Below are 20674 nucleotides of genomic sequence, written 5' to 3'. Positions count from 1 at the left end.
GGGGTCAGTGTGTGCCCGGACCGGCCGGAGTGCCCGAGCCACCGGAACCGCCGGAAGGGTCTCGAGTGCCCGAAGTGTCGTGAGCCGCCGGGGTGTCCGGAGTGGTCGGTGGGTACGTGAAGCCGCGCGGGACGATCTCCACCGGGCAGTACGCGTGGTGGATCAGGCTGTGCGCGACGCGACCGAGGGACGGCCCGACGCCGAGCGGGCGGCGGCCCCGCCCCATCACGACGAGGTCGGTGCGGGCGCTCGCCTCGACGAGGATCCCGGCGGAGCTCGTCCCGGCCTCCACGTGGTGGGCGACGACCAGTTGGGGGTGGAGCCGCCGCATGCGCTCGGCGAGCGCCTGGGTCTCGCGCACGCGCTCCCGGGCGATGCCGTCCAGGTCGTCGAGCATGGTCGCGACGCTGCCGACCTGGGCCAGCACGTTCCAGACGCTGACGATCCGCAGCGCCGCCTTGCGGGCCTCCGCCTCGGCGGCCGCGAGCGGCAGCCAGTCCAGGTCCGCGACGCCGCGCACGGCCGCGGTCACCGTTCCCGTGCCGGGGCGCGTCGGCTCCCCTCGTACGACGATCACGGGCACCTCGGCGCGGGCCGCCACGCCCAGTCCCACCGATCCGAGCAGGAGCGTGCCGAAGCCGCCCAGGCCGCGGTGGCCGACCACGATCGTGCCCCGCGCACCGGCGGCCGCCCGGAGGCCGGAGACCGGTTCCTGGCGGCCGAGTTCCCTGGTCACGGCGAGGTCCGGGAAGCGCTCCCCCACCAGTGCCGCGGCCCTGGCCAGCAGGTCGCGGCCGGCCTCCCGTACCGCCTGGATCGTCTCGGCGTCGGCGAAGAGGGCGCGCCGGTCGGTGTCGGCGGCGTGCACGAGGTGGAGGCGGCGGCCGCGGCGGTCCGCCTCCGCGGCGGCCCACAGGACGGCGGTCCGCGCGGAGGGGGAGCCGTCGACTCCCACGACGACGTCGCCGAGTTCCGCTCGGCCGGGGATCTCGCCGGTCATGGTTCCTCCCACGGGAGACGTGTCGGGGCTCCGGTCGGGGCGGGCGTCGGGTCCGGGCCCGGTGGCCCGGGACGCGTGGCCCGGGGCCGGGCGTCGGGGGGGACGCCGCCTCACCCCTCACGCTGGCATCGCGGCCGGTCCCCGGGGAGGGGCCGTTCGGTCCCGATCGAGACCTGCCCGGCCCCTCCTGGGCAGGGCGCGCGGGCGCGAGCACCGAGGCCGGCCAGGAGCGGAGGCGGGTCGTGACGGCCCGGGTCACCGTCGGTGGCTCCGGGGAAAGCCTCGCCGCCGTCCGCTGGGCGGCGCGGGAGGCGGTGTTGCGGGAGGTGGTGGTGCGGGAGGTGCCGCTGCGGCTCGTGCGGGTGGCGGAGTGGCCCGGGGGCGGTGGTCCCTCACGCCTCCCCCTCCTGAGGTGCCGGGGGCCGCTGGGGTACGACGGCGACCGGGCAGGAGGCGTGGTGCAGCGCCCGGTGGGCGACCCTGCCGAGTTCGAGGCCGACGAGGCCGTCCCGGCGGAGCGCGCCGACGACGAGCAGGTCGGCGGCGGCGGAGCGCTCGGTCAGCACCCGGTGGGCGGGACCCTCGACGGTGCTCCTGAGGAGCCGTACCCCGGGATGTTCGCGTGCCACGGCGTCCAGCGCCTCGTCGAGCCGTTCGGACGCCCGCCCCTCCCCCTCCGCGTCCGTCCCGCCGGCCGGGAGGACGGTGTGCGACGGCCGTCTCCAGGCGCGTACGGCGTCGAGTTCCGCGCCCCGGGCCGCCGCCTCGCGGAAGGCGAACCGCACGGCGGGCCCGTCCACGTCGTGCTCGCCGACGCCCAGCAGGACGCGGCCGTGGCGGGACTCCAGGGCCTGGGCGTCGCCCCGGACGACGACGACCGGGCAGGAGGCCCGGGCGGCCACACCGAGGCTCACGGATCCGAGCAGCAGGTCGGCGACCTTCCCGCGCCCCCGGCATCCGAGGACCAGGAGGGCGGCGTCGGCGCCTTCCCTGAGCAGGGCGCCGGAGGGGTCCTCGGGGAGGACGTCCGTGGTGAGGGGGAGACCGGGGGCGCGCAGCCGGGCCCGGTCGGCGGCGGCGCGGACGAGGCGGTCGGCGTCGGTGTCCGGGACGGTTCCTTCGTACCGCTCCCACAGCGATGCGTGCACGATCCGCAGCGGGAGTGCGTGCCGTACGGCTTCGTCGGCACCCCAGTCCACGGCGGCGAGGCTCGCGTCGGATCCGTCCACTCCCACCACCAGGGGTGATTCCATCGTGCCCACCTTCCGGGTCGTGGGACGGCACCCCTGCCGCCGCCACGCCCGCGACACGGGCGACGGCGGGAGAGGCGGGAGGAGGGGCCCATCCGCTTCTCGCGGATCCTGATTGCGCGGTGCGCGGCACGAGTCCGCTTCCCCGCGTCTCCGGGTGGGTCCCCTCCTCCTCTTCAGGAGAACACCGGTGGGCGCTCCGCGCCAGGGCTGCCCGGGGCGCGGCCTGCCCCGTTCGGCCCTTGCCGCGGGGCCGGGGCCGCGGGCGATGGTGGGGGAGAAACCGGCCGCCCCGGGAGGGAGTGCGTGATGCGTCATCGCAGGATCGGAGAGCTGATGACCCGCGAGGTGGTGAGCGTCCGCGGCGACGCGCCGTTCAAGGAGCTGACCCGCGTGCTCACCCGCCACCGGGTGACGGCCGTGCCCGTCGTGGACGGGGCGGACCGGGTGATCGGGGTGGTCTCGGAGGGGGATCTGCTCCGCAAGGCCGCCGACCGGGCCGTCGTACCGGGAGACCGGCCGCCCGTGCCGGGCCTGGAGGCGTGGGAGCGGGCGAAGGCCGAGGGGACCCGGGCCGAGGAGCTGATGTCGGCGCCCGCCGTGTGCGCCCGCCCGGAGTGGACCGTGGTGGAGGCCGCCCGGCTGATGGAGGTGCAGGGCGTCAGACGCCTCGTCGTGGTGGACGCCGACGACCGGCTGCTGGGCCTGGTGAGCCGCCGCGACCTGCTGGCGGTCTTCCTCCGCGAGGACGAGGACATCCGCCGGGAGATCGTGGACGAGGTGCTCGGCTCCACCTTGCGCCTCGCCGCGGGGGCGCTGACGGTGGAGGTACGGGACGGACGGGTGGAACTGGCCGGCAGGCTGCCGCTCCGGGACTTGGCGCCGGTGGTGGAGCGCATGTGCGCGATGGTCGACGGCGTGGTCTCGGTCTCGACGACCAGGCTGGAGTGCGGGGCGGACGGCACGCGCGGGGCGGACGGCGCTCACAGCACTCACAGCACTCACAGCACTCACGAAGAGACTTCCACGGGCGACGAGAGGAAGTGAACGGTCATGACGCAGGGCATCGTCGTCGGTCTGGACGGCACGGAGCAGGCGCACGCCGCCGCCGAGTGGGCGGCCGAGGAGGCGGTTCTGCGGGGCACCGGGGTACGTCTGGTGCACGTGCTGGAGCCTTCGCCCGACGCGCTCGTGCCGCTCGTGTCGCGGGAGCCCGTGGAGTCCTGGGCCCAGGATCTGCTCGCGCGGACGGCGGCCGGGCTGCGCGAGCGCCGGCCGGGGCTCGCCGTGACCACCGGGGTCCTGCCCTCGGCCCCGGTGACGAGCCTCGTCGCCGCGGGCGAGGAGGGCGAACTGCTGGTCCTGGGTTCGCGCGCGCTGGGCGGTGTGGCCGGGTACCTCGTCGGTTCCGTGGGCATGACCGTCGCCGGCCGGATCGAGCGGCCCGTCGTCCTGGTACGGGCCGGGGACGCGGCCCGGCACGGCCCGGTGGTGGCCGGGGTCGACGTACGGCAACCGGCGGACGGCATCCTGGGGTTCGCCTTCGAGGAGGCGGCGTTGCGCGGCGGCCGCCTGGAGGTCGTGTACGTCCAGCAGCTGCCCTTCTACGCGGGCCTGGGCCCGGCCATGGTGCCGGACGTCCGGCCCGCGGTGACCCCGGCGATCCGGCACTCGCTGGACGAGCTCCTGGAGTCGTGGCGCGCGAAGTTCCCGGACGTGGTGGCGGACGGGCGGGTGCTGATCGGTTCGGCCGGCCAGGAACTCGTACGCGGGGCGGGGGACGCGGCGCTGGTCGTGGTCGGCCGGCGCACCCGCAGGTCGGTGCTGGGCGGTCACCTCGGCAGCGTGGCCCACGCGGTCATGCACCACAGCCCGGCGCCGGTGGCGCTGGTCCCGCACGACTGACCGGCCGCCCCGCCCCTCCCCGACAGCCCCCTCCTGAGCAGCGGAAAATCGCTTGAACCCCCCTGCTACGGTGGCCGAATGGCAAAGATCCAGAAGTTCCAGGTCACCATCGACTGCGCGGACCCGGTGCGGCTCGCCCGGTTCTGGTCCGAGGTGATGGGGTACGTCCCGGAGCCCCCGCCGGAGGGCTTCGCCACCTGGGACGAGTACCACCGCGCGAACCCGTCCGAGAACCCGCCGAAGTGGTTCTCCTGCAGCGACCCCTCCGGCGTGGCCCCGCGACTGCTCTTCCAGCGCGTCCCCGAGGGCAAGGTCGTCAAGAACCGGGTGCACCTCTGCGTGAAGGCCGGATTCGGGCTCGTGGGCGAGGAGCGCCTCGCCACGCTGCAGGCCGAATCCGCACGCCTGGTCGCGCTCGGCGCGGTGCAGCAGCGGGTCATGCTGGCCGACGAGGAGAACGAGTCCTGCATCGTGATGCAGGACATCGAGGGCAACGAGTTCTGCCTCGACTGACAGCTGGGTCGGACGACTCCGAGGCACGGAGCGTGGGACCGGTCCAGGTGGTCCGCGCGTTCCGCTGACGCCGACGGGGGCGGCGGCTCACGCGCTGTCGGCTCGTGGGCCCGCCGCCCAGGCCAGGGGCGGGGCCATCGCCCGTACGTCGGCGCCTTCCCCCACCCACAGGCCGATGTACAGCGCGGCGGTCGCCTCCAGGAGACCGGCGCGGTCGAGGCCGCCGCCGTCCGCCGGTTCGCAGCCCGTGTCCCGTACCAGTTCACGGGCGCGCGCGAGGGCCGCCGCGTCGTCACCGCAGACCGGGACGACCAGGGGCAGGCCGTCGAAGGCCGGCGGGGTCATCCGCCACACGTCCTCGTGGCAGAGGTTGAACGCCTTCACGACGTGCGCGCCGGGTGCCGCCGCGGCCAGCCGGTGGGCGGCCGAGGGGCCGCCTTCCGTGAGCAGCCGGAAGCCGGGCCCGACCGGGTTCGCGCAGTCGAGCAGCGCCGTCCCCTCCAACTCCGCCCGCAGTTCCCCGACGACGTCCGCGCCCGCGCCGTACGGCAGCGCGGCCAGCACCACCTCGCCGAATCGGGCCGCCGCCCGCAGGCTTCCGTAGCCGGCACCGTTCCCGATGCCGTCCGCGAGCCGCCGGGCCTTGTGTCCGTCCCGGCCGCCGACGCGCACCTGGTGCCCGGCCCGCGCCCAGTGCGTGGCCAGCGCGTCCGCCATGTTCCCCGTACCCAGCACACCGATCCTCATGGATCCGCCCCTCTCCGCGTCCGACACGGCACTCCGGCCGTTTCGGGGACGACACTAGGAAACCCGTCAGGCACCATCTGGTACGTGACGACCGACTCCTACCTCGCCGACTGCCGCGCCCGCCTCGCCTTCGACCTCCTCTCCCACACCTGGAACCCGGTGCTGATCTGGGTCCTGCGGGACGGTCCGCGGCGCCCGGGCGAGCTGCGCGAGCGCATCGGCGGGATCAGCCCCAAGGTCCTGACCGAGACGCTGCGGCGCCTGGAGTTCAACGGGCTGGTGACACGGACCGCCTACGCCGAGGCGCCGCCCCGGGTGGAGTACGGACTCACGGAGCTGGGGCGGACGTTGCTCGAACCGATCGAGGCGTTCGGGGCGTGGGCCTTCGAGCACGGCGACGAGGTGATGGCGGCCCAGGAGCGCACGGAGGGCATGGCGGGCGGGTGAGGGGTGCGGGGCGGTCCGCGCCGCCGAAATCGGCGTGCCGGGCGGGCCGTTGCCTTGTGATACTCCTGAGATGACTCCCCTGCCTCCCGCCGCGGTCGACTCGTTGTCCGGTCTCGCCTTCGGTGACGCCTTCGGCGACCGCTGGTTCGGCATCCTGCGGCGTGAGGGCCCGGGGGCCCTGGAGGCGCGGGTGCCGCCCGCGGAGCCGTCGTGGCTGTGGAGCGACGACACGGCGCAGGCGCTCGTGCTCGTCCGGGAGCTCGCCGAGGGCGGCGGCGTCGTCGACCAGGACCGTCTGGCGCTGCGCCTGGCCGAGGCCTATGCCGAGGACCCGCACCGCGGTTACGGGGCCTCGATGCACGACGTGCTCCGCCGGATCGGCGCGGGCGAGCCGTGGCGGGAGGTGGTCGCCGGACAGTTCGGCGGCCAGGGCTCCTGGGGCAACGGGGCGGCGATGCGCGTCGCCCCGCTCGGCGCCTGGCTCGCCGAGGACCTCGACGCCGTCGCCGAGCAGGCGGCCCGGCAGAGCACGGTCTCGCACCACCACCCGGAGGCCGTCGCAGGGGCGGTGGCGGTGGCCCTCGCCGCGGCGCTCGCGACGCGCAGCCGGGGCGGTCCCGCGCCGGCCCGCGCCGCCTTCCTCGGCGCCGTCGCCGCACGGCTTCCGGACGGCGACGTCCGGTCGGGCCTGCGGATCGCGGCCCGGATGCCGGCCCGCACCTCGGTGCGGCACGCGGCGGAGGTGCTGGGCTCCGGCTACCGGATGTCCGGGCCCGACACCGTCCCGTACGCCCTGTGGTGCGCCGCGGGGAACCTGGACGACCTGGAGGAGGGCCTGTGGACCACGGTCGGCGGGCGCGGCGACATCGACACGACGTGCGCCGTCGCGGGCGGGGTGATCGCCGCGCGGACGGGCGTCGCCGCCCTCCCGCCCACCTGGCACGCCGCCCGCGAGCGGCTGCCGGGGGTCACGGCGCAGGGCACCGAGACGTGACCCCCGGCAGCGGAGACGACGCCGGCCACGGCGACCGAGGTTCCCCGCGCGCCGAGGCGCGCCCTCCCGCACGGGCGATGTCCCTGGAGCGTTCCGCTGCCGACCGGGGCGAACCGACGGTCATCCGACCGGCGGCGCCCGGACGGCATGCGTCAGCGGCGGACGCGGGGCATGCCCAGGCCGATCCAGGAGATGATCTCGCGCTGGATCTCGTTGTTGCCGCCGCCGAAGGTGAAGATGACGGCCGAGCGGTAGCCGCGTTCGAGTTCGCCGTGGAGGACGGCGCCGGCCGAGCCCTCCTTCAGGGCGCCGGCCGCGCCGGTGACCTCCATGAGCGAGGCGTACGCGTCGCGGCGGGCCTCGGAGCCGTAGACCTTGACGGCGGAGGCGTCCTGGGGGGTGAGGGTGCCGTTCTGGACGGCGTTCACCATCTGCCAGTTGAGGAGCTTCATCGCGTCCAGGCGGGTGTGGGTGCGGGCGAGGGTGCGGCGGACCCAGCCGAGGTCGAGGACGCGGCGGCCGTCGGCGAGCTTGGTGTCGGCGGCCCAGCGCTGGACGTCGTGGAGGGCGCGGATCGCCATCGTGCCGTGCGCGGCGAGGGTGACCCGCTCGTGGTTGAGCTGGTTGGTGATCAGGCGCCAGCCCTTGTTCTCCTCGCCGACGCGGTGGGAGCAGGGGACGCGGACGTCCTCGTAGTAGCTCGCCGTGGTGTCGTGCGAGGCGAGGGTGTTGATCAGGGTGCAGGAGTAGCCGGGGTCGCTCGTCGGCACCAGCAGCATGGTGATGCCCTTGTGCGGCGGGGCCGCCGGGTCGGTGCGGACCGCGAGCCAGACCCAGTCGGCGGTGTCGCCGTTCGTGGTCCAGATCTTCTGGCCGTTCACCGTGTACGAGCCGGTCGTCTCGTCGCCCTCGCGCACCGCCCGCGTCTTCAGTGCGGCGAGGTCGGTGCCGGCGTCCGGCTCGCTGTAGCCGATCGCGAAGTCGATCTCGCCGGAGAGGATCTTCGGCAGGAAGTACGCCTTCTGCTCGTCGGTGCCGAACTGCATGATCGTCGGACCGACGGTGTTCAGCGCCATCAGCGGCAGCGGTACGCCCGCCTGCGCGGCCTCGTCGAAGAAGATGAACTGCTCCATCGGGCTCAGCCCGCGCCCGCCGTACTCCGTCGGCCAGCCGACGCCCAGCCAGCCGTCCGTACCCAGCCGGCGCACCGTCTCCCGGTAGAAGCGCTTCTGCGCGGCGGGGTCGGCGTAGCGGGCGTGGACGTCCTCGGGGACGAGCTCGGCGAAGTACGCGCGCAGCTCGGCGCGCAGGCGGTGCTGGGCGGGCGTGTACTCGAGGTGCATGGCGTCGTCTCCCCTGGATCGGTCTCCGCGCGGTGCGGCGCCACGGTAGAACGTGTTCCATAAATGGGGAAGGGCCGTGCACGATGCGTAGGCACGGATGTGGGCCGGGGCGCCGCCCCGCCACCTCACCGGGTGGCGGCCGACCGCGGCGGCCCGGCTACCGCACTTCGCTCAGGGGAGCAGCTCGTCGAGTGAGGCGCGCCCCTTCTCGGCCATGCGCCGTTCGGCCCAGGCGAGGTTCTTCGGTGTCACGTCCCGGCCGGACGCGAGGCACACGTCCTCCGCCGAGAACTCGCCCTCCGACCCGGCGTGCAGCAGCCTGTCGGGCGTCGGGATGTCCCCCCGGGACGTCTTGTCGGTCTCACCGTTCATGCCGCCTCCTCATGTTCTGCAGGCACTCGCCATTCTCGTGTCCGGGTCCCGCTCCCGCATCCGGGCGGGCCGGGGACCGGGGACCGGGCGGGCCCGGCGGACCGGCGGACCGGGCGGACCGGCGAACCGGCGGACCGGGCGGACCGGCGAACCGGCGGCCCGGCGGCCCTGGCGGAACCCGTGTCGGCGGCGCGTCGGTGCCGTGTCGACGGAGACGGCGAGGGTGGTGCCCCGGACACGGCACGACAGACACCAGGAGCCCCCCACGATGACCACGCCCCCAGAGTCACCTGAGTCCCCTAAGTCCCTTGAGTCCCTCGAATCCCGTGGAGCCGCTCCGGCCGCTGTGTCCGCGGGGTCCCCCACGGCCTCTTCCCGCCCCTCGGGCCCCGCCCTCCCCCTGCGGCGCGTCACGGTCGTCGCCGTCCGCGCGGTCACCCCGCGGATGGTCCGGGTCACCCTCGGCGACCCCTCCCTGGCCGGGGTCCCGCTCGCCGGGCCCGACCGGCAGGTCAAGCTCTACTTCCCGCGGCCGGGGCAGTCCGAGCCCGTCCTGCCCGTCCCGGATCCCGACGGCGACTTCATGCGCTGGTACGCCGCGTACGGCGCGATCCCGGAGGACGAGCGCCCCTGGATGCGCAGCTACACGTTGCGGTCCCACGACCCGGCCGCCGCCACGGTCGACGTCGACTTCCTCCTCCACGGCGAAGGCGGCGAAGGCGGAGCGGGCGACGGCCCCGCCACCCGCTGGGCGCGGGGCGCCCGCGCGGGGGACGTCCTCGGCTTGTTCGGGCCCTCCGACCACTTCGCCCCGCCCGTGGACCCCGGCACGGGCGACTGGGCCCTCCTGGTGGCCGACGCGTGCGCCCTGCCCGCCCTGGCCACGCTCGCCGCCGCCCTGCCGCCCGGGCACCGGGCCCTCGCGTTCGTCCAGGTCGCCGACGCCGCCGAGGAACAGCCGCTGCCGACGGAGGGGCGGCTCACGGTCCACTGGCTGCACGGCGACGCCTCCGTCGAGGACGCCGTACGGGCCGCCGCCTTCCCCGCCGGACGGCCGTACGCCTGGCTGGCCGGCGAGGCCGGAACGGTACGGGCCCTGCGCCGGCACCTCGTGGAGGAGCGGGGCGTCGACCGGCGGGCCGTCGACTTCGCCGGGTACTGGCGGCGGAAGCTCACCCAGGACGACGCCCCGACGGACGAGGACCTGGCGGAGGCGCGGGAGCGGGTCGCCTTGTGGGCGGAGGGCGAGGGCGAGGGGTGAGGGGTGAGGGGTGAGGGGAGGAGGGTGAGGGGAGGAGGAGGGGGAGGGCGCGGGAGCCTGGGGGGGACCCGCGGCCCGCTACACGAACTCCGCCGCCTCCCGCACCGACAGCCCCGCCCCCTCCTCGTACAGCACCCGGTACTCCCCCGTGCCGAGCGCCTCCCACAGGGCGGCCTCCGCGTGCTCGCGCATCGCCGCCTCCGTCTGGGCCGTGTACGGGCGGAAGCCCGCGCCGCTCCGGGTGCCGCGGTGGGCGTCGTACGCGCCGAGCAGGCGGGCGCCCGCCTCGGGGGCGCCGCTCCCCGCGCGGGCCCAGGCGGCCGGCGCGAACTGGGCGACGACGAGGTAGGGGGCGACGAGGTACGCGAGGACCTCCATGTCCCGTACCGCGCCGCCGAGATGGGCGGTGGCCTGCTCGTACGCGCCGTCCACGCAGGCCAGCCAACCGCGCACCCCGCCGAGCATCCCCCGGAAGAGGCTCGGCGTGTCCTCGCCGAACTCACCTTCCATCACGTCGAGTTGGGTGCGGGCGAGTGCGGTGCGGCCGGTGTTCCCGTAGTGCTGGGCGAGGAGCAGCCGGGCGGTGCTCACGGCCTCGGCGCCCGACTCGCCCGACTCGTCGGCCGCCTCGGCGAGCGTCCGTTCCGCCTCCGCCCATGCCACGGGGTCGTCCGCGACGGCCCGGGTGCGGAGCCGGACGGCGGCGAGGAGCGCCTTGAAGACGGGCACCTGGGAGTGCGCGCCGAGCTGCGTGGCGGCGTCCATGGCGCGGGCGAAGTCGGCGGCGGCCTCCGCGGAGCGGCCGGCCCGCTCGTACGTCTCGCCGCGCGCGGCGAGCGATTCGGCGATGCCCCAGGAGTCGCGGGCGGCCTCGAACAGCCCCAGGGCCTCTTCGGCGTCGCCGGGCTGCTCGCCGAGCAGTTTGGCCCGCAGGAGCAGGCTGAAGGCCACGTCCCAGTCCTCGCCGTGTTCGCGGGCCGCGGCGAGGAGCGCGGCGAGGGTCTCGTCGAGGCCGGCGAAGCCGCCGGTCATGAGGCGGGCGAAGTACCACATCGCCCCGGGCTGGCGGCAGGTCTGCGGCAGCCCGGGACGGTACGCGGCGACGACGGCGTCCAGGCGGGCGCGGGTCTCGGGGTGCTCGAACGCGGCAGCGCCCTCGCCGCCCTCGGTGGCGAGGACGAGGAGCCGGCCGCCGCGCCGCGCCTCCCAGAGCCGCTCCCCCGTCCACGGCGGCGGCACGTCCACGCACCGTCCGGCGAAGGGCTCGGCGGGGCGCAGCGGCGGCAGGAACGGGTCGGGCCCCAGGCCGGCGGCCGCCCTGGCCCAGGTCCGTGAGTCGAGCTGATGGTTGCGCAGCTGCCAGAACCAGCTCATGGCGTGCACGAGGCACAGGGCCTCCTGCTCGTCGCCGAGCCCGACGGCCGTGCGCAGCGCGGCCCTGATGTTGTCGTGTTCGGACTCGAAGCGGGTGAGGGCGGCGGTCTGGCGTCCGGTGCGCAGTTCGGGGTCGGTCAGGCGCGCGAGTTCCCGGTAGTAGGTCAGATGACGCCGCTCGACCGCCGCCCGCTCCCCTGCCTCGTCCAGCCGCTCCCCCGCGTACTCGGCCACCGTCTCCAGCAACCGGTACCGCATCCCGCCCTCCGCCTCGGCCGCCACCACCAACGACTTGTCCACCAACGACCCCAGCAGCTCCAGCACGTCCCCGGCCGCACCCGGCCCCCCGCACACCGCCTCCGCCGCCTCCAGATCACACCCGCCCGCGAACACCGACAACCGGCGCAACACCCCCCGCTCCGCACCACCCAGCAGATCCCACGACCAGTCCACCACCGCCCGCAAGGTCTGCTGCCGCGGCAACACCGTCCGCGCCCCCGACGTCAACAACCGGAAACGATCATCCAACCGCTCCGCGATCTGCCCCGCCGTCAGCATCCGCAACCGCGCCGCCGCCAGCTCCACCGCCAACGGCAGACCGTCCAGCCGCCGCACGATCTCCGCAGCCGCCCCCGCCTCCTCCTCCACCCGGAACCCCGGCCGCACCGCCGCACCCCGCTCACCGAACAACCGCACCGCCACCCCCAACGGCAACGGCCCCAACGGCCGCACCACCTCCCCCGGCACCCCCAACGGCTCCCGACTCGTCGCCAGCACCGTCACCCCCGGACACCGCGCCAACAACACCTCCACCAACCCCGCCACCGCACCCACCACATGCTCACAGTTGTCCAGCAACAACAGCATCCGACGCCGCGCACAGTGCTCCACGAGGGTGGCGAGGGGGTCGCGGCTCTTCCCCTCGGCGAGGGCGGGGCCGCTCCAGAGCTGGGTCTCGCGGGCGCCGAGGGCCGTGAGGACGGCCGCCAGGACGGCGGATTCCTCGCGTACGGGGGCGAGTTCCGCGACCCAGACCTCCCCGTGCCCGTCCGGCGGGGCCGCCTCGACGCCCCGGGCGGCCTCCATGGCGAGGCGGGTCTTGCCGACGCCACCGGGACCGAGCAGCGTGACGAGCCGCGATCCGTTCAACTCGGCTGCCAGTTCCTCCAGTTCGGTGTCACGGCCGAGGAATGAGGTCAGCGGGAGGGGCAGGGTGGGACGGGGCGGGGCCGGCTCGGCCGGAGCGGCTGCCGAGCCCGTCAACAACTCCTCGTAGAGCGCCTTGAGTTCCGGGCCGGGGTCGGTGCCGAGGCGGTCGGCGAGGGCGGTGCGCACGGTCTCGTAGGCGGCGAGGGCCTCGGCGGGGCGCCCGGCGGCGCGCAGGGCGCGCAGGTGGAGGGCGTGCAGGGGCTCGTCGAGGGGGTGCTCGGCGACGAGGTCGGCCAGGGGGGCCAGGGCGTCCTGGGCGTGCCCGAGGGCCACGGCGGCGGCGAGCCGGTCGCGCCGGGCACGGGTGCGGCGGCGTTCGGCCCGAACGGCGAGGGGGTCCGCGTCATGGCCGGGGAGGTCGGCGAGCGCGCTGCCCCGCCACAGGTCCAGGGCCTCGTCGAGGAGCTCCGCCGCGCGCAGGGGGCGGCCCGCGGCGAGCTCGCGGGCGGCGGCGTCGGACTTCCGCTCGAAGCGGAAGCAATCGATGTCCTCGGGCGCGGTCACGACGAGCCGGTAGCCGCCGGGCTCCGAGGCGACCGCGTCCGGGCCGAGGGCGCGGCGCAGCCGTCCGACGAGGGCCTGGAGGGCGGCCACGCGGTCGCCGGGCGTTCCGGCGCCGGCGCGCGGGTGCGGCCCAGCGCCGCCCCCGTGCGCCGGGGCGGCGTCGGCCTCGCCCCACACCTGCGCGATCAGCGCGTCCGTGCGCACGGGGCGTCCGGCCGCCGCGGCCAGGGCGGTGAGCAGGGCGCGGAGCCGTGCCCCGTTCAGGACGGCCTCCCGGCCGTCGGTACGGAGGGCCTGGGCGGGTCCGAGGATGCGATAGAGCGGCTGCACCGGCCCATTCTGCCGAATCGCCGCGGAATCACCGCCGGGGGGATTCGCCCGAGCGGCGGTGTCGCCGCCATGGCGTCCGGGGGGTGCCGGTTCGACAATGAGGAGGATGACCGAAGACGAGCGGAGCACGCACGGCGGCGAGATCGGGCCGACCGAGCGCCTCGCCATGAACCGTACCGGCAGCTTCGACTGGGATCTCGACACGGGCACCATCGATGTCGACGACGCGGGGCTGCTGGTCTTCGGTGTGGCCGCGGACGGGTTCGACGGGCGGCCGGCGACGCTGGTGCGCGGGCTCGACCCGGAGGAGCGGGCCCGGCTGGACGCGGTGATCCGGCGGGCGATCACCAGCGGGGAGTCCTCGTACACGGCGCACGTCCGGCTGGAGCGGGCCGACGGTACACCCCAATGGACGCACGTGCAGGCCAGGATCCTGCGCCGGGACGGGCGCATGGCGTACCGGATCGTGGGGATCGTCCGGGACGCCACGGCCGAGGTGACGCACTCGGCGTTCCTGCAGGAGCTGGAGAAGCGCCGCGAGGTGCAGACGACGATCGTGGAGCGGACGACGCACGCGCTGTCGCGGGCGGTCACGGTGGACGACGTGACGGCGGCGCTCACCGGCCCCGGGGGGCTGGCGCGGCTGGGCGCGGAGGGGCTGGCGCTGGGGCTGGTGGAGAACGACTCCCTGAACATCATCGCGCTGTCCGGGGAGTCGCTGGACGTCTTCGACGACTTCCGGATCCGGCGGCTCGACCAGGGGCTGCCGATGGCGGAGACGGTGCTGAGCGGACGGCCGCGGTTCGTCCCCTCCTTCTCCTCGCTGGGGCGCGACTATCCCGAGCTGGCGCCGTACGTGAACCGGATGCCGTTCAAGTCGGCCTGCTACCTGCCGCTGATCGCGCAGGCCCGCAAGCTGGGCGGTCTCGCGCTGTTCTACCGGCGGCGGAGCAGCTTCAGCGCCGACGAGCGCAACCTGCTGCTGGGTCTGGCGGCGATCGTGTCGCAGTCGCTCCAGCGGGCCATCCTCTTCGACGAGGAGCGGGAGCTGGCCACCGGGCTCCAGGCGACCATGCTGCCGCGCCGGATCCCGACGATCACCGGCGGCGAGATCGCGGTGCGCTACCACGCGGCGTGGAGCGGCCGGCAGGTCGGCGGCGACTGGTACGACGTGATCCCGCTGCCGCGCGGGCGGGTGGGCATCGTCGTGGGCGACGTCCAGGGGCACGACACGCACGCCGCCGCGATCATGGGGCAGCTGCGGATCGCGCTGCGGGCGTACGCGGGCGAGGGCCACGCCCCGTCCACGGTCCTCGCCCGGGCCTCCCGCTTCCTCGCCGAGCTGGACACGAACCGCTTCGCGACCTGTACGTACGCCCAGGTGGACCTGGCCGGCGGGACGGTACGCGGGGTGCGGGCGGGGCACCTGGGGCCGCTGATCCGGCACACGGACGGGCGGGTGGGCCGGCCGAAGCTGCGCGGCGGGCTGCCGCTGGGCCTGGCGACGGTCTTCGAGGACGAGGAGTTCCCGGAGACCCGGCTCGACCTGGTGCCGGGCGAGACGCTGGTGCTGTGCACGGACGGCCTTGTCGAGCAGCCGGGCACGGACATCGAGGCGGGTCTCGCGGCGCTCGCCGAGGCGGTCGGCAGCGGCCCGCCGCAGGCGGAGGCGCTCGCCGACCACCTGTCCGAGCAGCTGTGGGAGCGCTGGGGCTCCGGCGACGACGTGGCGCTGCTCGTGCTGCGGCGCAGCCCCGACCCGGGCACGCCGCGGGCGCCGCGCATCCACCAGTACATCCACCAGGCCGACCCGCAGGGCCTGTCGGACGCGCGGGCCGCGGTGGGTCAGGCGCTGGTGGACTGGGGCATGCCCGAACTCTCCGACGACGCCGAGCTGTTGACGGGGGAGCTGCTGGTGAACGTGCTGCTGCACACCGAGGGCGGCGCGGTCCTCACCCTGGAGGTGCTGCCGGAGCCGGTGCGGCGGGTGCGCCTGTCGGTGCAGGACCGGTCGAGCGCGTGGCCGCGGCGGCGCACCCCCGGCGAGGCGGCGACCTCGGGCCGCGGCCTGCTGATGATGGACGCGCTGGCCTCGCGCTGGGGCGTGGAGCCGCGCGGCGAGGGCAAGGCGGTGTGGTGCGAGATCGGGCCCTCCCCCGCGGCGGGCCCGGCGAGCTGACCGGAGGAGGGTGCGGCCGATGGACCCGGTGGCGGCGCTGGAGCGGATCGCGTTCCTGCTGGAGCGCGGGCAGGCACCCACGTACCGCGTCCGCGCCTTCCGTACGGCGTCGGCGGCGGTGACGGCGCTCGGCGCGGAGGAGGTGGCGCGGCGGGCGGCGGCGGGGACCCTGGAGTCGGTGAAGGGCATCGGGCCGAAGACGGCGGCCGTCGTGCGCGAGGCGCTCGACGGGCGGGTGCCGGACTACCTGGAGCGCCTGGAGCGGGAGATCACGCTGCCGGAGGTGCGGGGCGGCGAGGCGCTGCGGGCGGCGCTGCGCGGCGACTGCCACCTCCACTCGGACTGGTCGGACGGCGGCAGCACCGTCGAGGACATGGGGCGCACCGCGGCCCGGATCGGGCACGCGTGGGCGGTCCTGACGGACCATTCGCCCAGCCTGAAGGTGGCCCGCGGGCTCTCCCCCGAGCGGCTGCGCGAGCAACTGGAGCTGGTGGCGGAGCTGAACGAGCGGTGGGCGCCGTTCCGGCTGCTCACCGGGATCGAGTGCGACATCCTGGAGGACGGCTCCCTCGACCAGGAGCCCGCCCTCCTGGACCGGCTCGACCTGGTGGTCGGTTCGGTGCACTCGAAGCTGCGGATGGACGCGCGGGCGATGACCCGCCGGATGGAGCGGGCGGTCCGCGATCCGCTGATGGACGTGCTCGGGCACTGCACCGGGCGGCTGGTGAGCGGCGGGCGGCTGCGGCCCGAGTCGGAGTTCGACGCGGAACGGGTCTTCGCCGCCTGCGCCGAGGCGGGCACCGCGGTGGAGATCAACAGCCGCCCCGAGCGCCTCGACCCGCCGCGCCGGCTGCTGCGGCTCGCGGTGGACGCCGGGGTCGACTTCGCCGTGGACACGGACGCCCACGCGCCGGGCCAGCTGGAGTGGCAGATCCTCGGCTGCGCACGGGCGGAGGAGTGCGGGGTGCCCGCGGAGCGCGTGATCAACACCTGGCCGGCGGAGCGACTCCTGGAGTGGACCCGGGCCTGACGAGGGCGCGGCGGCCCTCGGAGGGGCGGCACGGTGGTGGCCCGCGCGGTCAGCCGCGCTGCCAGACCGTCGTCACGTTGCAGAACTCCTTGATGCCGTGGCCGGAGAGCTCGCGGCCGTAACCGGAGCGCTTCACGCCGCCGAAGGGCAGTGCGGGATGGGAGGCGGTCATGCCGTTGACGAAGACGCCGCCGGCCTCCAGGTCGCGGACGAAGAAGGCGATGTCCTCGTCGTCGCGGGTCCACACGTTGGAACTGAGGCCGAAGGGCGAGTCGTTGGCGACGGCGACGGCCTCCTCGATGTCGGCGACCGGGTAGAGGGTGGCGACGGGGCCGAAGGTCTCCTCGCGGTGGATGCGCATCTCCGGGGTGATGCCGGTGAGCACGGTCGGCCGGTAGAACCAGCCGCGCGGCAGCTCCTCGGGGCGGCCCGCCCCGCACAACACGGTGACCCCCCGGCGTACGGCGTCGTCGACGAGGACCTCCAGGTCGGCCCGTCCCTGCTCGGTGGCGAGCGGGCCGACGTCGGTGTCCTCGTCGAGGGGGTCGCCGACGGTGAGGGCGTTCATGGCGGCGGTGAAGCGTTCGGCGAAGTCGTCGTAGACGTTCCGGTGGACGATGAACCGCTTGGCGGCGATGCAGGACTGCCCGTTGTTCTGGACCCGCGCGGTGACGGCGGTCTTCACGGCGCGCGGGATGTCGGCGGAGGGCATGACGATGTACGGGTCGCTGCCGCCCAGTTCGAGGACGGTCTTCTTGACCTCGTCGCCGGCGATCGCGGCGACGGAGCGGCCGGCCGGTTCGCTGCCGGTGAGGGTCGCGGCGACGACCCGCGGGTCGCGCAGGACGCCCTCGACGGCGCCCGAGCCGATCAGCAGGGTCTGGAAGCAGCCCTCGGGGAAGCCGGCCCGGCGGAACAGCTCGCCGAGGTAGAGGGCGGTCTGGGGGACGTTCGAGGCGTGCTTGAGGAGCCCGGTGTTGCCCGCCATCAGCGCGGGCGCGGCGAAGCGGATCACCTGCCAGAGCGGGAAGTTCCACGGCATGACGGCGAGGACCGGGCCGAGCGGCCGGTAGTGGACCCGGGCCCGGTCGGCCCCGGCGTCCTGGACGTCGTGCTCGTCGGGGTGCTCGTCGGCGAGCAGGGCCTCGGCGTGTTCGGCGTACCAGCGCATCGTCCTGGCGCACTTGGCTGCCTCGGCGCGGGCGGCCGCGATCGGCTTGCCCATCTCGACGGTCATCGTGCGGGCGATGTCGTCGGTGTCCTCGTCGAGGAGGGTCGCGGCGGCCCGCATCAGCCGGGCGCGCTCGGCGAAGGGGGTGGTGCGGTACTGGCGGTACGCCTCGTGGGCGGCGTCGATCCGGCGTTCGACCTCGGCGGGCCCGTGGGCCTCGTAGGTGCGCAGCGTCTCGCCGGTCGCCGGGTTCACGGTGGCGATGCCCATGTCGTCTCCTCCTGGCCTGCGCCCCCTCCGGAAACCTTTCGTGCCCGGGCGCCGGGCGCAATCGGGGCGGGGCGGAGGGGTGACGCGCCGGGGCGGCCGGCGGGGCGGCCGGCGGGGCGGAGGGGTGACGCGCCGGGGCGGCCGGCGGGGCGGAGGGGTGACGCGCCGGGGCGGCCGGCGGGGGCCGTGCGGTCAGCCGCCGGCCACCCACCGCAGGGCGCCCGCCAGGTGGGCGCGGAAGGCGGGGTCCGCGTACGCCTCCGCGGCGTGGCCGAGGGCGGTGAACAGGAAGCGGCCGCCGCCCGGGCCGGTCTCGCGGGACCAGACCAGGGGGTGGTCGGCGCCGAGGGTGCCGCCCCGGTAGGCCGTCTCGTCGGCGCGGGCGAGGACGCGGACGCCGGTGTCCCGGGGGTTGGCGGTGAAGTTGTACCACTCGTCGGTCCACTCCCAGCGGGCCGGCAGGCAGGTCGTCGCCGGGTGCCCGGGGGCGTCCACGCACACGGCGCCCGGCTGGATCTCGGGGTGGCCGTCGAAGCGGGTGCCGAGCAGCTCGCCGTAGAACGGCCACTCGGGTTCGGCGTTGGCCGCCGCGTGCACGGCGAGCAGCCCGCCGCCACCCCGTACGTACGCTTCGAGGGCGGCGCGGCCCGCGTCCGTGAGCACGGTCCCGGTGGTCGACAGGAGGACGACGGCGGCGCAGCGGGCGAGGCGGGCGGGGGTGAAGGCGCCGGGGTCCTCGGTGGTCTCGGCGGGGCGGCCCGCCGCGGCGGCGAGTGCGGTGAGCGCCGCGGCTCCGGCGGGGATGGAGTCGTGGCGGTATCCGGTGGTGCGGGTGTAGACGAGGACGTCCCGGGTGTCGCTCACGCTGCTCCTGGTGTGTGCCGCTGCGCGCGCCGCATAGCAAGCGCTTTCTGACTGCCGGGTGCGACCGTAGCCAGCGAGCTCCCCGCACCGCAAGGGCGATCCGCCGCCGGCGTCTCCCGGCTGAGCGGTGGAGTCATTGTCGTATCGGATACACCTCTGTATCTTCTGGCCCGCCCGCCGCGCCCACCGCACCTCCGGGGAGGAACCATGAGCACCCTGCCGCCCGCGCTCGCCGCCGCCGTCGGCCCGCTTCCGGACGGGGTCACCCTTCCGCTGCCACCGCGCTTCGACTCCGTCGAGGAGGAGCGCCGGTACCGCAAGGAGCAACTGGCCGCCGGATTCCGGATCTTCGGGCGCTTCGGGTTCTCCGAGGGCGTCGCCGGGCACCTCACCGTGCGCGACCCGGGGGAACCGGACACGTTCTGGGTCAACCCCTTCGGCATGAGCTTCCTCCAGATCAAGGCCTCCGACCTGATCCGGGTGGACCACGAGGGCCGGGTCCTCGACGGCCGCCGCCCGGTCAACCGGGCCGCGTTCGTCATCCATGCGCAGGTGCACGCGGCCCGGCCCGACGCGATCGCCGCCGCGCACGCGCACTCCCTGCACGGAAAGGCCTTCTCCAGCCTGGGCGTCCCGCTCGACCCGATCACCCAGGACGCCTGCGCGTTCTTCGAGGACCACGGGATCTACGACGACTACCGGGGCGTCGTCAACGAGCTGGAGGAGGGCCGGCGGGTCGCGAAGGCGCTCGCCGGGTACAAGGCGGTCGTCCTGAGGAACCACGGGCTGCTCACCGTCGGGCAGTCGGTCGCCGAGGCGGTGTGGTGGTTCGTCACCATGGAACGCTCCTGCCAGGCCCAGCTGCTGGCGATGGCCGCGGGCACGCCCCGGCTCATCGACCGGGAGACCGCGCTGCTCACCCGGGGGCAGCTGGGCACACCGTTGGCCGGCTGGTTCCAGGCCCGGCCGCTGTGGGACCAGATCACGGCCTCGGACCCGGACCTGTTCGACTGAGGCCGCCGCCCGGCCCGGGGCCGCGCTCCGGGCCGGGGGCGGCACACTCCGGGCCAGGGCGGCACTGCGGCCCAGGGGCGGTACTCCGGGCCCGGGGCGGTACTGCCGCCCAAGAGCGGCACTTCGGCCCGGGGGCGGCACTCCGGCCCGGGCCGTGCGCCGGCGCGGAGGCGGCGCTCCGGCGCCTCACACCGGGCGGGTGCAGGACTCCAGCAGCGGGGCGAGGAAGTCCCGTTCGAGCGTTCCCGGCGGCAGCGCGGCCGGTTCGACGTAGCTCTGCGCGAGACCGCCCTCGCGCAGGGCCACGACCATCCGGGCGAACCGGTCGGCGTCCACGGTGAGTTCGCGGCCGGCCCGGCGGAGCACCAGCGCGATGCCACGGGCGATCTCGGCCCGCAGCGCCGCGTCGTGCCGGGCGAGCACCCAGGCCGCCTGCGGGTCGCGGATGGCGTGCAGGGTGAACTCCGTGCTGACCAGGTACCAGTCCCGCTCGTCCGGCTCCACCCGGGAGGCCAGCTCCGCGATCCGCTCCAGCGTGCACTCCTCGGGCCCGAGGGCGTCGACGGACTCGGCGAGGCGGCGCACGATCCGCTCGCCGTGCTCGTCGAAGAGGGCGAGGAAGAGCTCTTCCTTGCTGGCGAAGTTCGAGTAGTAGGCGCCGCGCGTGAATCCGGCGCGGTCGCAGATCTGCTCGATCGAGGCGGCGTGGAAACCGTGCTCGGCGAAGGTCTCCAGGGCCGCCTCGAGCAGGGCCGCGCGGGTACGCGGCCGGCGCCTGGTGACACCCTTCGGCACGGTCTCTCCTCCTCGTTCCCGCACGTCCTCCGCCCTGCCCGGCGGGGGCGGGCGGGGCGACCACCATACCGGCGCCTCTCCCGGGCAGGGACCGGCGTCCGA

The 20674-nt window shown here is 75.5% G+C and carries 18 protein-coding genes; 9 read left to right on the top strand and 9 right to left on the bottom strand.

Going from position 1 to position 20674, the window contains the following annotated elements:
* Positions 1-4: 4 nt before the first annotated feature.
* A complete protein-coding gene (locus ABD981_RS06085; RefSeq protein WP_123954154.1) occupies positions 5-1000 on the bottom strand; it encodes a universal stress protein in 996 nt (331 codons plus the stop codon).
* 392 nt (positions 1001-1392) lie between these two features.
* A complete protein-coding gene (locus ABD981_RS06080; protein ID WP_046905897.1) occupies positions 1393-2253 on the bottom strand; it encodes a universal stress protein in 861 nt (286 codons plus the stop codon).
* Between the two features lie 306 nt (positions 2254-2559).
* On the opposite strand from ABD981_RS06080, the gene ABD981_RS06075 reads away from it, so the two are divergent.
* From ABD981_RS06075 to ABD981_RS06065, 3 genes are all read left to right on the top strand, one after another.
* Entirely contained in the window at positions 2560-3297 is a 738-nt protein-coding gene (locus ABD981_RS06075) for a CBS domain-containing protein (protein WP_046905898.1), read from the top strand.
* A 6-nt stretch (positions 3298-3303) separates the two neighbouring features.
* Complete coding sequence (locus tag ABD981_RS06070; RefSeq protein WP_046905899.1) at positions 3304-4155, top strand: universal stress protein; 852 nt, start codon at positions 3304-3306, stop codon at positions 4153-4155.
* Positions 4156-4233: 78 nt separating this feature from the next.
* Positions 4234-4668, top strand: a complete 435-nt coding sequence (locus ABD981_RS06065; RefSeq protein WP_046905900.1) for a VOC family protein — start codon at positions 4234-4236, stop codon at positions 4666-4668.
* 87 nt (positions 4669-4755) lie between these two features.
* On the opposite strand, the gene ABD981_RS06060 is transcribed toward ABD981_RS06065, so the two are convergent.
* Complete coding sequence (locus ABD981_RS06060) at positions 4756-5415, bottom strand: NADPH-dependent F420 reductase (RefSeq protein ID WP_046905901.1); 660 nt, start codon at positions 5413-5415, stop codon at positions 4756-4758.
* An 84-nt stretch (positions 5416-5499) separates the two neighbouring features.
* Here ABD981_RS06060 and ABD981_RS06055 point away from each other — a divergent pair, with 84 nt between their 5' ends.
* Together ABD981_RS06055 and ABD981_RS06050 are read left to right on the top strand one after the other, a co-directional pair.
* Positions 5500-5862, top strand: a complete 363-nt coding sequence (locus ABD981_RS06055; RefSeq protein WP_046905902.1) for a winged helix-turn-helix transcriptional regulator — start codon at positions 5500-5502, stop codon at positions 5860-5862.
* Positions 5863-5932: 70 nt separating this feature from the next.
* Complete coding sequence (locus ABD981_RS06050) at positions 5933-6856, top strand: ADP-ribosylglycohydrolase family protein (RefSeq protein ID WP_046905903.1); 924 nt, start codon at positions 5933-5935, stop codon at positions 6854-6856.
* Between the two features lie 152 nt (positions 6857-7008).
* Here the strand turns inward: ABD981_RS06050 and ABD981_RS06045 are convergent, their stop codons facing one another.
* Both ABD981_RS06045 and ABD981_RS06040 read right to left on the bottom strand, forming a co-directional pair.
* Entirely contained in the window at positions 7009-8199 is a 1191-nt protein-coding gene (locus ABD981_RS06045; protein WP_046905904.1) for an acyl-CoA dehydrogenase family protein, read from the bottom strand.
* 171 nt (positions 8200-8370) lie between these two features.
* Complete coding sequence (locus ABD981_RS06040) at positions 8371-8571, bottom strand: hypothetical protein (protein ID WP_046905905.1); 201 nt, start codon at positions 8569-8571, stop codon at positions 8371-8373.
* A 346-nt stretch (positions 8572-8917) separates the two neighbouring features.
* Here ABD981_RS06040 and ABD981_RS06035 point away from each other — a divergent pair, with 346 nt between their 5' ends.
* Positions 8918-9832, top strand: a complete 915-nt coding sequence (locus ABD981_RS06035) for a siderophore-interacting protein (protein WP_046905906.1) — start codon at positions 8918-8920, stop codon at positions 9830-9832.
* A 78-nt stretch (positions 9833-9910) separates the two neighbouring features.
* On the opposite strand, the gene ABD981_RS06030 is transcribed toward ABD981_RS06035, so the two are convergent.
* Positions 9911-13249, bottom strand: coding sequence for an ATP-binding protein (locus ABD981_RS06030; protein ID WP_345528229.1), 3339 nt, complete (start codon positions 13247-13249; stop codon positions 9911-9913).
* A 106-nt stretch (positions 13250-13355) separates the two neighbouring features.
* On the opposite strand from ABD981_RS06030, the gene ABD981_RS06025 reads away from it, so the two are divergent.
* Together ABD981_RS06025 and ABD981_RS06020 are read left to right on the top strand one after the other, a co-directional pair.
* The gene (locus ABD981_RS06025; protein ID WP_046911175.1) at positions 13356-15428 is read left to right on the top strand and encodes a SpoIIE family protein phosphatase; all 2073 of its coding nucleotides are present in this window, start codon (positions 13356-13358) and stop codon (positions 15426-15428) included.
* 19 nt (positions 15429-15447) lie between these two features.
* Complete coding sequence (locus ABD981_RS06020) at positions 15448-16458, top strand: PHP domain-containing protein (RefSeq protein WP_046911174.1); 1011 nt, start codon at positions 15448-15450, stop codon at positions 16456-16458.
* Between the two features lie 49 nt (positions 16459-16507).
* Here the strand turns inward: ABD981_RS06020 and ABD981_RS06015 are convergent, their stop codons facing one another.
* Both ABD981_RS06015 and ABD981_RS06010 read right to left on the bottom strand, forming a co-directional pair.
* Positions 16508-17899, bottom strand: a complete 1392-nt coding sequence (locus tag ABD981_RS06015) for an NADP-dependent succinic semialdehyde dehydrogenase (RefSeq protein WP_046911173.1) — start codon at positions 17897-17899, stop codon at positions 16508-16510.
* 192 nt (positions 17900-18091) lie between these two features.
* The gene (locus ABD981_RS06010; RefSeq protein ID WP_046911172.1) at positions 18092-18763 is read right to left on the bottom strand and encodes a ThuA domain-containing protein; all 672 of its coding nucleotides are present in this window, start codon (positions 18761-18763) and stop codon (positions 18092-18094) included.
* Positions 18764-18970: 207 nt separating this feature from the next.
* Here ABD981_RS06010 and ABD981_RS06005 point away from each other — a divergent pair, with 207 nt between their 5' ends.
* Positions 18971-19777, top strand: a complete 807-nt coding sequence (locus ABD981_RS06005) for a class II aldolase/adducin family protein (protein WP_046911171.1) — start codon at positions 18971-18973, stop codon at positions 19775-19777.
* Positions 19778-19963: 186 nt separating this feature from the next.
* Here ABD981_RS06005 and ABD981_RS06000 read toward each other — a convergent pair whose 3' ends face one another.
* Positions 19964-20572 carry a TetR/AcrR family transcriptional regulator gene (locus ABD981_RS06000; RefSeq protein ID WP_046911170.1) on the bottom strand — a complete coding sequence of 203 codons (609 nt, stop codon included), beginning with the start codon at positions 20570-20572 and terminating at the stop codon, positions 19964-19966.
* Positions 20573-20674 lie beyond the last annotated feature (102 nt).

This window comes from Streptomyces showdoensis, assembly GCF_039535475.1.
GTDB classification, from domain to species: domain Bacteria; phylum Actinomycetota; class Actinomycetes; order Streptomycetales; family Streptomycetaceae; genus Streptomyces; species Streptomyces showdoensis.
The sequence above is the reverse complement of the archived record's forward strand: the minus strand, read 5'-3'. Positions and strand labels throughout refer to the sequence as shown.

Bases quoted from the DNA above. Each gene is read 5' to 3' on its own strand.
- ABD981_RS06080 (WP_046905897.1), bottom strand. From the start codon at position 2,253: ATGGAATCACCCCTGGTGGTGGGAGTGGACGGATCCGACGCGAGCCTC.
- ABD981_RS06060 (WP_046905901.1), bottom strand. From the start codon at position 5,415: ATGAGGATCGGTGTGCTGGGTACGGGGAACATGGCGGACGCGCTGGCC.
- ABD981_RS06075 (WP_046905898.1), top strand. From the start codon at position 2,560: ATGCGTCATCGCAGGATCGGAGAGCTGATGACCCGCGAGGTGGTGAGC.
- ABD981_RS06020 (WP_046911174.1), top strand. From the start codon at position 15,448: ATGGACCCGGTGGCGGCGCTGGAGCGGATCGCGTTCCTGCTGGAGCGC.
- ABD981_RS06050 (WP_046905903.1), top strand. From the start codon at position 5,933: ATGACTCCCCTGCCTCCCGCCGCGGTCGACTCGTTGTCCGGTCTCGCC.
- ABD981_RS06065 (WP_046905900.1), top strand. From the start codon at position 4,234: ATGGCAAAGATCCAGAAGTTCCAGGTCACCATCGACTGCGCGGACCCG.
- ABD981_RS06015 (WP_046911173.1), bottom strand. From the start codon at position 17,899: ATGGGCATCGCCACCGTGAACCCGGCGACCGGCGAGACGCTGCGCACC.
- ABD981_RS06040 (WP_046905905.1), bottom strand. From the start codon at position 8,571: ATGAACGGTGAGACCGACAAGACGTCCCGGGGGGACATCCCGACGCCC.
- ABD981_RS06005 (WP_046911171.1), top strand. From the start codon at position 18,971: ATGAGCACCCTGCCGCCCGCGCTCGCCGCCGCCGTCGGCCCGCTTCCG.
- ABD981_RS06085 (WP_123954154.1), bottom strand. From the start codon at position 1,000: ATGACCGGCGAGATCCCCGGCCGAGCGGAACTCGGCGACGTCGTCGTG.
- ABD981_RS06045 (WP_046905904.1), bottom strand. From the start codon at position 8,199: ATGCACCTCGAGTACACGCCCGCCCAGCACCGCCTGCGCGCCGAGCTG.
- ABD981_RS06070 (WP_046905899.1), top strand. From the start codon at position 3,304: ATGACGCAGGGCATCGTCGTCGGTCTGGACGGCACGGAGCAGGCGCAC.
- ABD981_RS06025 (WP_046911175.1), top strand. From the start codon at position 13,356: ATGACCGAAGACGAGCGGAGCACGCACGGCGGCGAGATCGGGCCGACC.